The organism is Allobosea sp. TAB14 (assembly GCF_052113865.1).
Classification (GTDB): domain Bacteria; phylum Pseudomonadota; class Alphaproteobacteria; order Rhizobiales; family Beijerinckiaceae; genus Allobosea; species Allobosea spartocytisi.
Window position 1 is genome coordinate 1 of the sequence record NZ_JBFRDQ010000032.1, and the last position, 14,456, is coordinate 14,456.

Sequence of the window (14,456 nt, forward strand, 5' to 3'; positions counted from 1 at the left end):
ACATAGCCATAGACCTGCTTGTGGATGCGCTCGAACTCCGCGCGCAGCGTGACGAGCGCCGCCGCGTCGATCGGGCCGGCGGGGCAGGGCACGGTGAGCTCGTAGCCCTGGCCGCCATAGCGCATGTCGACCGAGCGGATCAGCGAGCGGCGCTCCTCGGGGATCGCCTCCTGCGCGAACCAGTCCTGCCCGCGCTCCTCGAGGCCGGCGAAGCCGCTCTCCATGCCCGGCGCGCCGGCCTCGCTCAGAGGCAGGAGCCGCGTCAGCGAGAGATTGGTGCGCAGATCGGTGAGCAGCAGGYCGAGCGCGCACATGATGCCCGGATATTTCGGGACGACGAGGCGCGGGATCTCCAGCTCGCGGGCAAGCCGGGCGGCATGGATCGGGCCGGCGCCGCCGAAGCCGAGCATGACATAGTCGCGCGGATCATAGCCGCGCTCGACCGAGATCACGCGGATGGCCTTGGCCATATTGGCGATGACGACGCTGATGATGCCTTGCGCCGTCTCCATGACGCCGAGGCCGAGCTGGTCGGCGAGGCGCCCGATCGCCGCCTTGGCGCGGGCCTGGTCGATCTTCATGCGGCCGTTCAGGAGATGTGTCGGGTTCAGCACCTGCAGCACGACATTGGCGTCGGTGACCGTCGGCTCCTCGTTGCCGCGCCCGTAGCAGACCGGGCCGGGATCGGCGGCGGCCGAACGCGGGCCGACCTTGAGCAGGCCGCCGGCATCGATATGGGCGATCGAGCCGCCGCCGGCGCCGACGGTGTGGATGTCGAGCATCGGCAGCTTCAGCGGATAGCCGTGAACGACGGCATCGTTCGACATCTGCGGCCGGCCGCGGTCGATCAGCGAGACGTCGGTCGAGGTGCCGCCCATGTCGAAGGTGATGATGTTGTCGAAGCCGGAAAGGCCGCCAACGGACAACGCGCCGATGACGCCGGCCGCCGGCCCCGAGAGCACGGTGCGCGCCGGGAAATTCTGCGCTACCTCCGACGAGATCACGCCGCCATTCGACTGGGTCAGATGCGGATGGGCATCGATGCCGATCTCGGCCAGCCGCGGCTGCAGCTTCGAGAGATAGGATTTCATGATCGGGCCGAGATAGGCGTTCACGACCGTGGTCGAGAGCCGCTCGTACTCACGAAACTCGGGCGCGACCTCATGCGAGATCGAGACGAAGGCGCCCGGCATCTCCTCGGCCAGGATCTCCTTGACGCGCTTCTCATGCACCGGCTCGACGAAGGAGAACAGGAAGCAGACGGCGACCGTGGTGATGCCATCGGCCTTGAGCTTGCGGGCGGCGGCGCGCACCTCGTCCTCGTCGAGCGGGGTGTGGATGCTGCCGTCGAAGCGCACGCGCTCGCTGACCTCGAGACGCTTGTCGCGCGACACCAGGATGCGCGGCTTCTGCGTCTGGATGTCGTAGAGGGAATCGCGCTTCTGCCGGCGCAGTTCCAGCACGTCGCGAAAGCCCTTGGTGGTGATGAGGCCCGTCTCGGCGCCGCGCCCGACGATCAGCGCATTGGTCGCGACCGTCGTGCCATGGCCGAAATAGACCACATCGACCTTCTGCCCCGTCGCCTTGGCGACCTCTGCGACGCCCTGCTCGATGCCGCCGGCGATGCCCAGCGAAGGGTCCTGCGGCGTGCTCGACACCTTCCAGACATGGATCTCGCCATGCGTCTCGTCGAACATGCAGACATCGGTGAAGGTGCCGCCGGAATCGACGCCGACGCGCAGCTTCAGGGTGGTTTCGTCTTGAACGGTCATGACTTTGTCGCGATCCGGTTGATCGGAAATTCAGGCAAGGCTCCGCCGCCGGCGAGCCGATGAGGCCCGCCGCTCAGGTCGTTCGAGGGGCGCTCAGCGCGTCTTGATGTCGATCGCGCGGACCCAGTCGTCGCCGCGCGCCTGCCAGGCGATGGTCTTGGACTGGGCGTAGGTGATCGGCGTGAAGAACATGAAGATCGAGGGCGAATCCTCGCAGAGCTGCTTGGTCAGCTTGCGATAGAGTCCCAGACGCCTGATCGGATTATTGGTCGAACGGGCCGCCTTCGCATCCTCGTTGAAGCTGTCGTTCTCCCAGTAGGATTGCGGGTTCTCCTTCTCCCAGAAGTTCAGGAGCCCGCCCGCGTCGAGCGTCGGCCACCCCAGGCCGAAATAGGCGGAGTCGCCGAGATTCTTGCCGACGATGTACTTGTTCATGAAGGCGCCGAATTCCATCTCGCGCAGCTTCACAGTGACGCCGATCTCGCCGAGCTGGGAGGCGACGACCTGGGCGATGTCGGAAGCCTGGATGTAGCGCCCGGTCGGCACTTCCAGATCCATGGTCAGGCCGTTGGCAAAGCCGGCCTCGGCCAAGAGCTTCTTGGCCTCGGCGGGATCGTAGGGGACGGGCTTCAGATCGGGGTTGTAGCCGAAATAGACCGAGGACAACGGCTGGCAGGCGCTGATCTGGGCCAGGCCGTCGAGCAGCCCGTCATTGATCGCCTTGCGGTCGATGCCGAGATTGAGCGCGCGCCAGAGCTTCGGGTTGTCCTTGAACGGCGCCTTCAGCCCGTTGAGCTTGATGAACATGCCGCGCGTGCCGGCGACCGAGGAGGCCTCGGCCTTGCCGCCTGCCTTGATGCGCGCGATCTCGGAGGTCGGGAAGCCGGTGATGAGATCGACATCGCCGGCCTGGAGCGCGGCGATGCGCGAGGAATCCTCGGGGATGATGCGGAAGGTGACGTTGTCGAAGGCCGGCTTCTCGCCCCAGTAGTCCTGGCGCGCCTTCAGCACGATGCGGTCGCCGCTGGCGAAACGGACGAGCTCATAGGGGCCGCTGCCGAGCGCCGCCACGGAGGGGTTGTTCTGCTGCGTCCATTTCGGCGGCATCAGCAGGAACATCGACATCTGGTCGGGCAGGTCGGGATAGGCGCCCTTGGTGACGAACTCGACGGTGGTCGGGGAGATGACCCGGACCTCGTTGATCGCGGCGAACCAGGGCTTGTTGCGCGCGCCGGTCTTGGGGTCGAGCACGCGCTCGACATTCCATTTCACGGCCTCCGCATCGAGCTTCTCGCCGTTCGAGAAGGTCACGCCCTCGCGCAGGGTGAACTGCCAGGCGGTGTCGCCGATCGCCTGCCATTTGGTGGCGAGGCCCGGCCGCAGCTTCAGATCGGGGCCGCGGTCGACCAGCGGGGTGTAGATGTGCGCGGCGACGCTGAGGTCGGTGCCGACCGTCGTCGACTTGTCGGGATCGAGCGTGTTGACGTTGCTCGACAGCGCGATCGTCAGGTCGCGCGCCAAGGCGGGGGAGAGAAGGGCGGTTGAGCTCATCGCGAAAGCGAGAGCGGCGGCGAGGCTGTGGGCCCGGTTGCGCATGACGATCCCCTGTGCTTGACTTTGGCGCCAATCTTGAATTCACGATTGGCATCTGTCAATCTCGGTCTATGGATGTTTTTGCTCAATCGGCGGGCATGGGCAGTGAGCTTCACCTCCGGATGCCTGCAGGCGAATTGCGGTCGGGCGGCAAAGCGGGTGATGATGGCCGGGAACATGCTCGGATTCGTCTTTGGAACACGGCGCGATGGTTTTGGTGACTGAGCAGGGCGGCAGGACGGCTGGCGAGGYGGGCGGCAAGCGCGCTGCCGGCGGCAGCGCCTCGCGGGCGCGCGAACTCGCAAAGCTGATCGAGAAGGACATCAGCACGGGCCGGCTCAGCGCCGGCTCCTGGCTGAAGCAGGTCGATCTCGAAGCGCAGTACAGCGCCTCACGGCTCGACATCCGCCAGGCGCTGGACCGGCTCGAGGAGAAGGGCTTCGTCAAGCTGGAGGCCAATCGCGGCTACCGCGTCGAGAGTTTCGACAAGGAGCGCTTCCGCAATGTTGTGACGATCCGCGCGATCCTGGAGGTCGCGGCCGCCGCGGAGGTGCTGAAGCATATCGATGAGGCGGGGCTGCAACGCTTGCTGCTGCGCGCCGACGCCTTCGCCGAAGCCGTCAATGCCGGGACCGTGGTCGCGCAGGAGGAGGCGAACTACGCCTTCCATGCCGTGATGCTGGAATTCTGCCCGAACCGCGACCTCGTCTCGATGATCTTCGATTTGCGCAGCCGAGTGCCCGTCACGTTGACGCGCGAGAAGAACACCGCCGCCCTGCTCGCCAATACGGTGAGCGAGCACTACGAGATCGTCGAACGCCTGCGCGAGCGCGACAAGCCCGGGCTGGAGGCCGTCGTCCACAAGCATGTGATGGGCGGTCTCGAAGTCGTCTGACATCACCCGAGAGGATTGAGCCATGCGCGTCGCCATCATCGGCTTCGGCGGGATCGGGCGCGGCTATGCCGCCTACCTGACCGCCCAGGGGCATGAGCCTGTGATCTGGTCGCCGAGCGGAGCGGCCCTGGCCGATTTTGCCGGGGATGCATCGCTGACCGTCACCGGCAAGCTCGAAACCGCCGTGCCGTTGCGCGTCGCCCGCGATTGCGCCGAGGCCGTCGCGGGGGCCGAGGCGGTCATCGTCACGGTGCAGGCGAATGGCTTCAAGACGGTGCTCGATGCGCTCGCACCGCATCTCGTTGCCGGACAGAGCGTCATCATCAGCGCCCATTGCTCCTTCGCGGCGCTCCATCTRCACCGCCTGCTGCAGGAGCGGGGCGTCGACGTCCCGATCGCGGCCTGGGCGACGACGGCGCTGACTGCGCGCAAGAGCGGGCCGCGCAGCGTCCATGTCTCGGGCATCCGGGCGAAGCTCGACGTCGCCACCTTGCCGGTTCGCCATGCGCAGGCGGGCCTCGATGCCTGCCGCGCCCTGTTCGGCGATCGCTTCGAGCCGCGCGAGGATGTGCTCGCGATCATGCTCAGCAACCTCAACCCGCCGGCCCATGTCGCGAACATGCTGGGCAACCTGACCCGTGCCGAGCGCGGCGAGGACTGGCCCAATTACGGCTCGATCACCCAGGGCGTCGGCCGCATCGTCGATGCCATGGATGTCGAGCGCCTGGCGCTGGCCGGGGCCTTCGGCCTGTCGGTCCGCAGCGTGCAGGACCACTATGTGCATTCCTTCGGCGTGGCGCCGGGCCCGGTCGGCGAGATGGCGGCGGCCGTCTACAGGAACCGGCCGGAGCTGCTCGGCCCGAAGACGCTGGACACCCGCTTCATCACCGAGGACGTGCCCTTCGGCCTGGTTCCGCTCGAGGCCTTGGGGCAGGTCGCCGGCGTGGCGCTGCCGYTGCATCAGGCCGGCATCGCSCTGTTCGACGCGATCTGCGCCCGGAACTTCCGCGCCGAGAACGATCTGCTGCCCGCGCTCGACCTTGGCCGGTTTTCCGCCGCGCAGCTCCACCGGGAGCTGCGCGGGGACTGATCCGGCTCTAGTCCGCCACCGGCTCTCCGAGCGTGTGCATCAGCCGGTTGGCCCAGCCGAAGATCGAGGCGGAGAGGATGAGGTCGAGGATCTCGACCTCGGACAGGCCGACCTCGCGCAATGCCGCAAGCTCCGCCGCGCCGGCGGCGGGCGGCGATTGCGAGAGCTTCACGGCGAAGTCGAAGATCGCCTGATGCTGCTCCTCGAGCTCGGCCTGCGTGCCCGCCGCGAAGATCGTCTCCATCACCTCCGGGCGCTTGGTGAGCTGGTTGAAGCGCGAGGCGTGGACCGCGGCGCAGTAGACGCAAGCATTGACGATCGAGGCCGCCACGGCGCCGAGCTCGCGCTCCGCCGAGGACAGGCCGCCCCTGCCGTACATGATCGCGTTGAAGAGCGGCGAGCGCACCTTCAGCGATTCCGGATCATGCGCCAGCGTCAGCACATAGGCCGAGATCTTCTTGTTCGACGGCGTCACCTGCATCGCCTCGAGCTGCTCGGGCGTCGCCTTGTCGATCTCGACGGGCGTGACATAGGGCTGCCAGCGCGGAACCGTCGCGGTGAATTCGTGGACGACCTTGCTCATCGGGAGGCTCCCAGCAGGCGCAGCCCGGCGATGACGCGGGCCTGATAGTTGACGAAGGCGGCCAGCTCCGCGAGCCGGACGACATCGGGTTCAGTGATGCCGGCCGCGACGAGCGCGGCGACATCCCCCTTCGTCGCCTCCCGCGTCCGGGCGGTGAGGATGTCGATGTGGCGGACCAAAGCGGCGAGCCGGGCATCGGCGCCGGCCTGGCTCGCGTCCTCGCCGGCAGCGATCGCGGCGAGGACTGGCGTTTCGCCGGCATCCGCCAGCAAGGCGCGGTAATGCGCGGCCAGGGCGTTGTCGCGATTGACGGAGGCCATGCGCGTCGCCAGCGCGGCCCGCTCGGCATGGCTGAGGCCGCCCGGCTCGCGCGGCAGCAACACTGCATCGTGGCTGGCCTGACTCAATTCCATGATTTGCGCCCGCTGTGCCAGCGCCTCGGCGAGGGGGGAGCCTGCCCCGACGCCGGCCAGGGTCTCGATCAAAGTCATTCCATCCTCCGCGCAAGGCGGGCGTCTCGTCGCCCGATCGAATAATGCTTGACGCGTATCATGATGTCCATATCATTCGGATTTGGAATTATGGATGCCATGGATCTGCGCCAGCTCGAAGCCTTCGCCGCCGTCATGTCCGCCGGGAGCATCACCGGCGCGGCGCGGCTGCTCGGGCGCTCGCAACCGGCTCTGACCCGCCTGATCCAGGATCTCGAAGCCTCCCTCGGCTTCGGCCTGCTGCATCGCGCCGGGCCGCGCGTCACCCCGACCGGGCAGGGCCTGCGCTTCTACCAGGAGGTCGAGCCGGTGATCGCCTGGCTGCGGCTGCTGCGCGAGCGGGCCGACGCCATCGCGCAGGAGCGGCCGCCTTCGCTGTCCGTCGCCGCCATCGCCGCCTTCTCCGGCATGCTGCCGGCTGCGCTCGCCCGCCTGGATGGAGACAGCCTCCCCGACCGGATCCATGTCCGGACCGCCATCGCCGAGCAGGTCGTGGAGGCGGTTGCCACGCAGGGCTGCGAAATCGGCATCGCCAGCCTGCCGGTCGAGCACCCGGCGATCGACATTCACTGGATCGGCGAGGCGCCCTGCGTCGCTGTCGTCGCGGCGGACGACCCGCTCGCCGGCAGCGACCGCATTCCGCTCGCGAGCCTGGCGGGTCGCCGGCTGATCACCATGGCGAATCCGTTCCGCTGGCGCCGCCGTCTCGATATGGCGCTGGCGGAGCGTGGCATCGTGCCGGCCGCGATCCTCGACAGCAACACCGCGCAGACCGCCATCATGTCGGCGCGGGCGGGCCTCGGCATTGCGATCGTCGAGCCGGTCATGGCCCATGGCGTGCCGGTGGAGGGGGTGGCGATCCGCCCGCTCGACCTGTCGATACCCTTCTTCTGGGCGGTCTTCTCGCCTTATGGCCGGCCGTTGAGCGGCCTGGCCTCGGGCCTTGTCGAGGCGCTCGAGACGATTTCACGCGAGACGCTGCCGGGCTTCGTCCGGCACGCCGCGACGGCCCGCGACCGGCTGATGGCCGACGCCCTGGGCTCTTCTCCCCATCCGAAAGACCTTGCACCATGAACGCCAACACGCCGCCGGCCATCGGCCTGCGCCAGCTCGAAATCCGGTTGCGACAGGACCTCTCCTGGCTGGAATGGCCGGCCAAAAGCTGGGTGCCGCCGCGTACCTTCGCCGGAGAGCCCGTCACCGACGTCGTGATCGTCGGGGCCGGGATGTGCGGGCTCGCCGCGGCGGCGGCGCTGAAGGGGCTCGGCATCGCGAATCTGCTGGTGCTCGACAAGGCGCCGGCCGGCCGCGAAGGGCCCTGGGTGACCTTCGCGCGCATGGAAACGCTGCGCTCGCCTAAGCAGCTCACGGGCCCGGCGCTCGGCCTGCCGGCCCTGACCTTCCGCGCCTGGTACGAGGCACAGTTCGGCCAGGACGCCTGGAACGCGCTGGGCAAGATCCCGCGGCGGCAATGGATGGAATACCTCACCTGGTATCGCCGCGTGCTCGAGCTGCCGGTCCGCAACGAGGTCGAGCTTCTCGCCGTCGAACCCGGCCCCGAGGAGCTGCTGACGCTGCGCCTGCGCGAAGCCGGCGCCGAGCGCGTCATCCGCGCCCGCCATCTCGTGCTGGCGACCGGCCGCGACGGGCTCGGCGGCCCCTTCGTGCCGGAAATTGTCTCCGGTATCGACCGCAAGCTCTGGGCCCATAGCTCGGAGGAGGTCGATTTCGAGGCTCTCAGGGGCAAGCGCATCGGGGTCGTCGGCGCCGGCGCCTCCGCCATGGACAATGCGGCGGAGGCTCTCGAACAGGGGGCTGGCAGCCTCGATCTCTTCGTTCGCCGCAAGGACCTGCCGCGCGTCAACAAGTTCACGGGCATCGGCAGCCAGGGCGTGGTCCATGGTTTCGCTGCCCTGCCGGATGAGTGGAAATGGCGCTTTCTCGACCATGCGATGAAGGCGCAGACGCCGCCGCCGCGCGATTCGACGCTGCGCGTCTCGCGGCATCCGCAGGCGCGCTTCCATCTCGGCAGCCCGATCCTGAGCCTGGAGGAGCGCGACGGCCATCTCGTCCTGACCACGCCGAGCGGTGCCTATCCGCTCGATTTCCTGATCCTGGCGACGGGTTTCCAGGTCGATCTCGGCCTGCGGCCGGAGCTTGCGGCCTTCGTGCCCTTCATCCGCTTCTGGAAGCACCGCTATACGCCCCCTGCCGGCCTCGACAATGCGGAGCTCGCCAATGCCCCGGATCTCGGGCCCGGCTTCGAGTTCCAGGAACGCGAGCCCGGCTCCTGCCCGGCGCTGTCGCGGATCCACTGCTTCAACTATCCGGCGATGCTCTCCCACGGGAAGCTCTCGGGCGACATCCCGGCCGTCAGCGACGGCGCGGATCGCCTTGCGCGCAGCATCACCGCCGGGCTGTTCAGCGAGGATCGCGAGACGCATTACGCCGCGCTCGTCGCCTATGACACGCCGGAGCTGCTGGGTGACGAGTGGACGGTCGCGCCGCACTCGGCGGCTTCGGGCTGACAATTTAGATGGTGCTCTTCATTTTGCTTTAGCTGGATAACCAATGCGTCGGGGCGACCTCGGGACAGGTAGGGACGGATGAATTACCGCTGGGACTGGTCGGTCCTGATCAGGGAGCCCTATATCGACTGGCTGTGGAGTGGCCTGCTCCTGACGCTGGCGATCAGCATCCTGAGCTGGGCCGTCGCGCTGACGATCGGCATCGTCGTCGGCGTCGCCCGCAGCGCCCCGTCTCGCGTGGCGCGCCTGCTGGCCGGCATCTATATCGACGTGTTCCGCAGCGTGCCGCCGCTCGTCCAGCTGTTCCTGTGGTATTTCGTCCTGCCCGAGATCGTTCCCGACGGGGTTGGCCTCTGGCTGAAGCGGGACCTGCCTTATCCGGAAATCGTCACCGCGGTGGTCGCCATCGGCCTGTTCGCCGGGGCGCGCGTCGCCGAGCAGGTTCGCGCCGGCATCGAGGCCGTCGGCGCGCCGTTGTTGCCGGCGGCACTCGCCACGGGCCTGCGCCCGCTGCAGGCCTTCCGGCTGATCGCCCTGCCGCTGGGCCTGCGTGCCATCGTCGGGCCGCTGACCTCCGAGTTCCTGATCACGATCAAACTGTCCTCGCTCAGCCTGACGATCGGCGTGCTCGAACTGACCGCGCAAAGCCGGCATGTCGAGAACTACACCTTCCAGGGCTTCGAAGCCTTCACCTTCGCGACCGTGGGCTATCTGGTGATCGGCCTGTGCGCGACGGGGCTGATGCGCCTCGTCGATGGCCGGATCGGCGGAGCCTCGCTGCGAAAGGCCACGACGTGAGCGATTTCGACTGGGGCGTGATCGCCCGCTCGTATGGATTCCTCGCCGAAGGGATGGCGCTCAGCGCGCTGCTGGTTCTGGTCGCGACGCTGGGCGGCCTCGTCGTCGGCTTCGGGCTAGCGCTGATGCGGCTGTCCACGCACCGGCTGATCTCGGTTCCGGCGGCGGCTTACGTCACGGTGATGCGCTCGCTGCCGCTGGTGCTGGTGCTGTTCTGGTTCTATTTCCTGATGCCGCTCGCCATCGGGCGGCCGGTCGGCTCGCTGACCTCGGCCCTGATCGCCTTCGTCCTGTTCGAGGCGGCGTTCTATTGCGAGATCATCCGCGCCGGCATCGGCAGCGTCCGCTCCGGGCAGAGCGATGCCGGGCTGGCGACGGGCCTGCGCCGCTGGCAGGTGCTGCGGCTGATCGTGATGCCGCAGGCGATGCGAGCGATGGGGCCGCTGATCCTCAACCAGATCGTGATCGTGTTCCAGGACACCTCGCTGGTCTATGTCGTATCGCTGCACGACTTCCTCACCGCCGCGAGCGTGGTCGCCGCCCGCGACGGGCGTTCCACCGAAATGTATACGCTGGTCGCCGTCGTCTATCTGGTGATCTGCCTCTCCGTCACGAAGCTTGCCGAATTCTACACGAAGGGGCGCCCGTCATGATCGTTCTGGACGACGTGCACAAATCCTACGGCCCCCAGCACATCCTGCGCGGCTGCTCGGCCGAGATCCGTCTCGGCGAGGTCGTGGTGGTCTGCGGGCCGTCGGGCTCCGGCAAGAGCACGCTGATCAAATGCATCAACGGGCTGGTGCCGTTCGAGCGCGGCACGATCACGGTCGACGGCGTCTCGGTCTCGTCGCCGAAGACCGACCTGCCGGCCCTGCGCTCGCGCATCGGCATGGTCTTCCAGAGTTTCGAGCTCTACCCGCACATGACCGCGCTGCAGAATGTCAGCCTGGCGCAGATCCATGTGCTCAGGCGCTCGCAGAAGGAGGCCGATGAGCGCTCGGCGAAGATCCTGACGCGGGTCGGGCTTGGCGACAAGCTGGGACAACGCCCGTCGCAACTCTCCGGCGGGCAGCAGCAGCGCGTGTCGATCGCACGCGCCCTGGCGATGAACCCGCAGGCGATGCTGTTCGACGAGCCGACCTCGGCGCTCGACCCCGAGATGATCAACGAGGTGCTGGAGGTGATGCAGGAGCTCGCCCTCGAAGGCATGACCATGATCGTCGTCACCCATGAGATGGGCTTCGCCCAACGCGTTGCGGATCGCGTCCTGTTCATGGATCGTGGCGAGATCGTCGAGGACACGCCCAAGGAGCAGTTCTTCACAGCCCCTGCCTCGGAGAGGGCGCGGCAATTCCTGAAGCAGGTCCTGACGCATTGAGCGGTCATGGGCGTTTCCAGCGGCCAGCCATGGTCATGCGAGCGACAACAAGCCGGCGGTTCCGTCGGGAGAGGCGATTCCACGATGCGCGTTAGCATTCTCGGTGCAGGAGCGGCGGCCTGCGGCGCCGCGGCTCAATTGTCGGCCATGGGGCATGACCCGATGCTGTGGTCGCCCTCCGGCCGGAGCACGGAGCAGCTTGCTGCGGGAGCGCCGCTGCGCGCGACGGGAGCGATCGAAGCCAGCTTCCACCCGCGTATCGCGGGAAGCGCCGCGGAAGCCGTCGCCAGCGCCGACGTCGTGATGCTGGCGATGCCGGGCTACGCCCACAAGATGGCGTTCGATGCGATCGCCCCTCATCTGAGGGAGGGGCAATCCGTCATCGTCAGCTCGCATGCCTCCTTCGGCGCGCTCTACCTTTCGCAGCTGCTGGCGGCGCGGAAGCTGTCTGTGCCCATCGTCGTATGGGGGACGACCCTGACGACCGGCCGCAAGGCATCGCCGACCGAGGTCGCGGTGAATTCGCTGCGCTCCAAGATCGACATCGCGTCCTTGCCGCAGGAAGCTGCGGCCGAAGCGCTGGCGCTGTGCAACGCCCTGTTCGGCGAGCGCTTCGTCGTCCGCGAGGGACTGCTGGCGATCGCTCTGAGCAATCTCAACCCGCAGAACCATCTCGCCATCGCCCTGTTCAACCTGACGCGGATGGAGCGGGGCGAAAGCTGGGGCCAGGCCGAGAACGTCACCACCGCCGTCGGGCGCGTGATGGAAGCGCTCGATGCGGAGCGGCTCGCCATCGCCGAGGCCTTCGGCGTCTCGGTCCGGACGATCCGCGAGCATTATGCCTATTCCTACCAGCTTCCGGTCGCCAGCATCGCGGAGATGAATGCCGAGCTGCATGGCCGCGGCAAGGGCGGTTTCGGCCCGACGACGCTGGAGAGCCGCTACGTTCTCGAAGATGCACCTTACGGATTATGGCCCACCGTGCTGCTCGGCCGGCTCGCCGGGAAACCGGCGACCTTGCACGAGGCGGGGCTGACGATGCTGTCGGCCGCCTATGGGCGGGATTTCGCGGGCGAGAACGAGTTGCTGCCGGCGCTCGGCTTCGCGGCGATGGCGCGCGACGAGCTGGAGGCGCGGGCGCGGRATGGATTTTAGACACCGTCCTCCGGCGAGGGCGGCCATGCGAGCGATCGCGATAACCGGGAGAGAGCCATGAGATTCCATCTTGCTGCAGCTGCGGGCGCATGTCTGGCGCTGAACCTGGCGAGTTCGGCCGCCGGGGCCCAGGAGGTCGACGGCATCGTCAAGAAGCTGAAAGAGACGCAGACCATCACCATGGGCGTCCGCGAGGCGCTGTTTCCGTTCAGCTATCTCGACGACAACAAGAATCCGACGGGCTATGCGGTCGAGTTCTGCAAGCGCATCATCGAGGACATCAAGACCGAGCTGAACCTGCCCGAGATCAAGATCAAATACGTGCCGATGACGATCCAGAACCGGCAGGCGCTCGTCGCCAACGGGACGATCGACCTCGAATGCGAGGGGACGGTCAACACCTTCGGCCGCAACAAGCAGGTCGATTTCTCGTCGGTCAGCCACGTCTCGGCAAGCCAGCTCCTGGTCCTCAAGAGCACCGGCATCAAGAATTACGACGACCTCAACGGCAAGATCGTGGCGGTGGCGACGGGCGGCACCAGCGAGCCCGACCTCAAGAAGCTCGTGGCCGAGCGCAAGCTCAATCTGCGCGTCATCAATGTCGACGACCACGCCGCCGCCCTGATCGCGGTCGAGACCCGGCGCGCTGATGCCTATTTCAGCGACAATGGCGCCTTCTACGGGCTGATCAAGCAGTCGAAGAAGCCCGACGCGCTGGAGATCGTCGGCGACGAATACGGCTATGCGCCGCAAGGCTTCATGGTGCCCAAGCTCAACCCGACCATCCTCTGGATCGTCAATCACACGATGGGCAAGATGTTCAAATCGGGCGAGGCCGAGGCCTTGTACATGAAGTGGTTCGGGCCGCTCGGCGCCCATGTCGGGCCGAAGCTGCGGGCCGCCTGGGCGACGCAATCCTACGCCGAATGAGCCTGCGCCGCCGTCACGGCGCCTGAGAACCGGACCCGCCGCGCTCCGCGCGGCGGCAGGGCCTGCCGATCGCTTGCGGTCAGGCGCCTGAGGGGGCGAGCCGGAGATCGCGGAGCGCGGGAGTGCCCAGCATGCCCATCGTGATCCTGAGTTCGTTGGCGAGGATGTCGAGGATGCGGCCAGCGCCTTCCGCGCCGCCGATCGCCACACCATAGAGCGGCGCGCGGCCGATCAGGACGCCGTTCGCACCCAAAGCGAGAAAGCGGGCGATGTCGGCGCCGCGGCGCACGCCGCTATCGGCCAGGATCTCGAGACGGCCGGCGATGGCGTCGGCGATCGCCGGCAGCACCTGGGTCGGGCCGGGCGCGCAGTCGAGGTTGCGCGCGCCATGGTTCGACACGACGATGGCGTCGACGCCGTGCGACAGCGCCGCCTGCGCATCCTCCACCCGCAGGACGCCCTTGAGCACGAGCTTGCCGCGCCAGTGCCGGCGCAGCAGCTTCACATCCTCCCAGGTCACGTCCGCCGCCAGGCTGAGCTCGTCGGAGAGCGCGGCGCGGCCCAGCTTGGTGCGGAACCCGTCGGGGTAATGCGCATAGGTCGGCACGCCGCCCGTCGCCAGCGCCCGCAGCATGACGGAGGCCGTCCAGCGGGGATGCAGCGCGACGTCGAGACCCGCCCGCCACGAGGCCTTCAGCGGAATGCCGAAGCCGTTGCGGAGATTGTATTCGCGGTTGGGGCCGACGGCGGTGTCGACGGTCAGGACGAGGGTTTCGGCCCCGGCCGCCCAGGCGCGGTCGAGCAGCGCGAGCATGCGCTTGCGGTTCTTCCAGACATAGAGCTGGAACCAGAGCCGCGCGCCGGATTCCGCAGCGATGCGCTCGATGGCGGTGATCGACTGCGTCGAGACGCAGAAGGGAATGCCGGCGGCCGCCGCGGCTTTGGCGATGGCGATCTCGCCATCGTGCCAGACGAGGCCGGCGACGGCGGTGGGCGCGATCACCAGCGGGAGCGGCTGGCGCCGGCCGAGGATCTCGGCCTCGGTCGAACGCCGGGAGACATCGACCAGCACAGCCGGCGAAAGCCGAATCGCGTCGAGCTCACTGCGGTTGGTGGCGATGGAGACTTCGTCCTCGCTGCCGCGATCGACATATTCGAACAGGCCGCGCGGCAGACGGCGCGAAGCGGCGCGGCGCGCATCGGCGACGTTGAGGATCTGGGAGAAGGCGGTCATCGCGGCAGC

Annotated in this window: 14 protein-coding genes; 9 read left to right on the plus strand and 5 right to left on the minus strand. The window is 67.7% G+C overall.

The window, feature by feature from the left end; all coding sequences use genetic code 11:
• Positions 1-1,772 (minus strand): hydantoinase/oxoprolinase family protein (locus AB4Y99_RS07000; protein ID WP_441522813.1); only part of this gene is annotated, 1,772 nt, incomplete at its 3' end.
• A 93-nt stretch (positions 1,773-1,865) separates the two neighbouring features.
• Complete coding sequence (locus AB4Y99_RS07005; protein WP_441522814.1) at positions 1,866-3,368, minus strand: ABC transporter substrate-binding protein; 1,503 nt, start codon at positions 3,366-3,368, stop codon at positions 1,866-1,868.
• A 205-nt stretch (positions 3,369-3,573) separates the two neighbouring features.
• Between AB4Y99_RS07005 and AB4Y99_RS07010 the strand changes: the two genes are divergently transcribed.
• Both AB4Y99_RS07010 and AB4Y99_RS07015 read left to right on the plus strand, forming a co-directional pair.
• Positions 3,574-4,260 (plus strand): GntR family transcriptional regulator, encoded by a 687-nt coding sequence (locus tag AB4Y99_RS07010; protein WP_441522815.1) that lies wholly within the window; start codon positions 3,574-3,576, stop codon positions 4,258-4,260.
• Between the two features lie 22 nt (positions 4,261-4,282).
• Positions 4,283-5,350: an NAD/NADP octopine/nopaline dehydrogenase family protein gene (locus AB4Y99_RS07015; protein WP_441522816.1), complete on the plus strand. Its 1,068-nt coding sequence runs from the start codon at positions 4,283-4,285 to the stop codon at positions 5,348-5,350.
• Positions 5,351-5,357: 7 nt separating this feature from the next.
• Here AB4Y99_RS07015 and AB4Y99_RS07020 read toward each other — a convergent pair whose 3' ends face one another.
• Complete coding sequence (locus AB4Y99_RS07020; RefSeq protein WP_441522817.1) at positions 5,358-5,933, minus strand: peroxidase-related enzyme; 576 nt, start codon at positions 5,931-5,933, stop codon at positions 5,358-5,360.
• The gene (locus AB4Y99_RS07025; RefSeq protein ID WP_441522818.1) at positions 5,930-6,424 is read right to left on the minus strand and encodes a CMD domain protein; all 495 of its coding nucleotides are present in this window, start codon (positions 6,422-6,424) and stop codon (positions 5,930-5,932) included. Before AB4Y99_RS07025 ends, AB4Y99_RS07020 begins: the two co-directional genes overlap by 4 nt.
• A 90-nt stretch (positions 6,425-6,514) precedes the next feature.
• On the opposite strand from AB4Y99_RS07025, the gene AB4Y99_RS07030 reads away from it, so the two are divergent.
• From AB4Y99_RS07030 to AB4Y99_RS07060, 7 genes are all read left to right on the plus strand, one after another.
• Positions 6,515-7,498 carry a LysR family transcriptional regulator gene (locus tag AB4Y99_RS07030; protein ID WP_441522819.1) on the plus strand — a complete coding sequence of 328 codons (984 nt, stop codon included), beginning with the start codon at positions 6,515-6,517 and terminating at the stop codon, positions 7,496-7,498.
• Complete coding sequence (locus tag AB4Y99_RS07035) at positions 7,495-8,952, plus strand: NAD(P)-binding domain-containing protein (RefSeq protein WP_441522820.1); 1,458 nt, start codon at positions 7,495-7,497, stop codon at positions 8,950-8,952. Before AB4Y99_RS07030 ends, AB4Y99_RS07035 begins: the two co-directional genes overlap by 4 nt.
• A 78-nt stretch (positions 8,953-9,030) precedes the next feature.
• The gene (locus AB4Y99_RS07040) at positions 9,031-9,750 is read left to right on the plus strand and encodes an amino acid ABC transporter permease (protein ID WP_441522821.1); all 720 of its coding nucleotides are present in this window, start codon (positions 9,031-9,033) and stop codon (positions 9,748-9,750) included.
• Positions 9,747-10,403 carry an amino acid ABC transporter permease gene (locus AB4Y99_RS07045; RefSeq protein ID WP_441522822.1) on the plus strand — a complete coding sequence of 219 codons (657 nt, stop codon included), beginning with the start codon at positions 9,747-9,749 and terminating at the stop codon, positions 10,401-10,403. The genes AB4Y99_RS07040 and AB4Y99_RS07045 overlap by 4 nt, the downstream gene beginning before the upstream one ends.
• Positions 10,400-11,128, plus strand: coding sequence for an amino acid ABC transporter ATP-binding protein (locus AB4Y99_RS07050; protein ID WP_038362977.1), 729 nt, complete (start codon positions 10,400-10,402; stop codon positions 11,126-11,128). Before AB4Y99_RS07045 ends, AB4Y99_RS07050 begins: the two co-directional genes overlap by 4 nt.
• Positions 11,129-11,212: 84 nt before the next feature.
• The gene (locus tag AB4Y99_RS07055; RefSeq protein ID WP_441522823.1) at positions 11,213-12,283 is read left to right on the plus strand and encodes an NAD/NADP octopine/nopaline dehydrogenase family protein; all 1,071 of its coding nucleotides are present in this window, start codon (positions 11,213-11,215) and stop codon (positions 12,281-12,283) included.
• A gap of 57 nt (positions 12,284-12,340) precedes the next feature.
• Positions 12,341-13,213: an amino acid ABC transporter substrate-binding protein gene (locus AB4Y99_RS07060; RefSeq protein WP_112764917.1), complete on the plus strand. Its 873-nt coding sequence runs from the start codon at positions 12,341-12,343 to the stop codon at positions 13,211-13,213.
• A 79-nt stretch (positions 13,214-13,292) separates the two neighbouring features.
• Here AB4Y99_RS07060 and AB4Y99_RS07065 read toward each other — a convergent pair whose 3' ends face one another.
• Positions 13,293-14,447, minus strand: coding sequence for an alpha-hydroxy acid oxidase (locus AB4Y99_RS07065; RefSeq protein WP_441522824.1), 1,155 nt, complete (start codon positions 14,445-14,447; stop codon positions 13,293-13,295).
• Positions 14,448-14,456 lie beyond the last annotated feature (9 nt).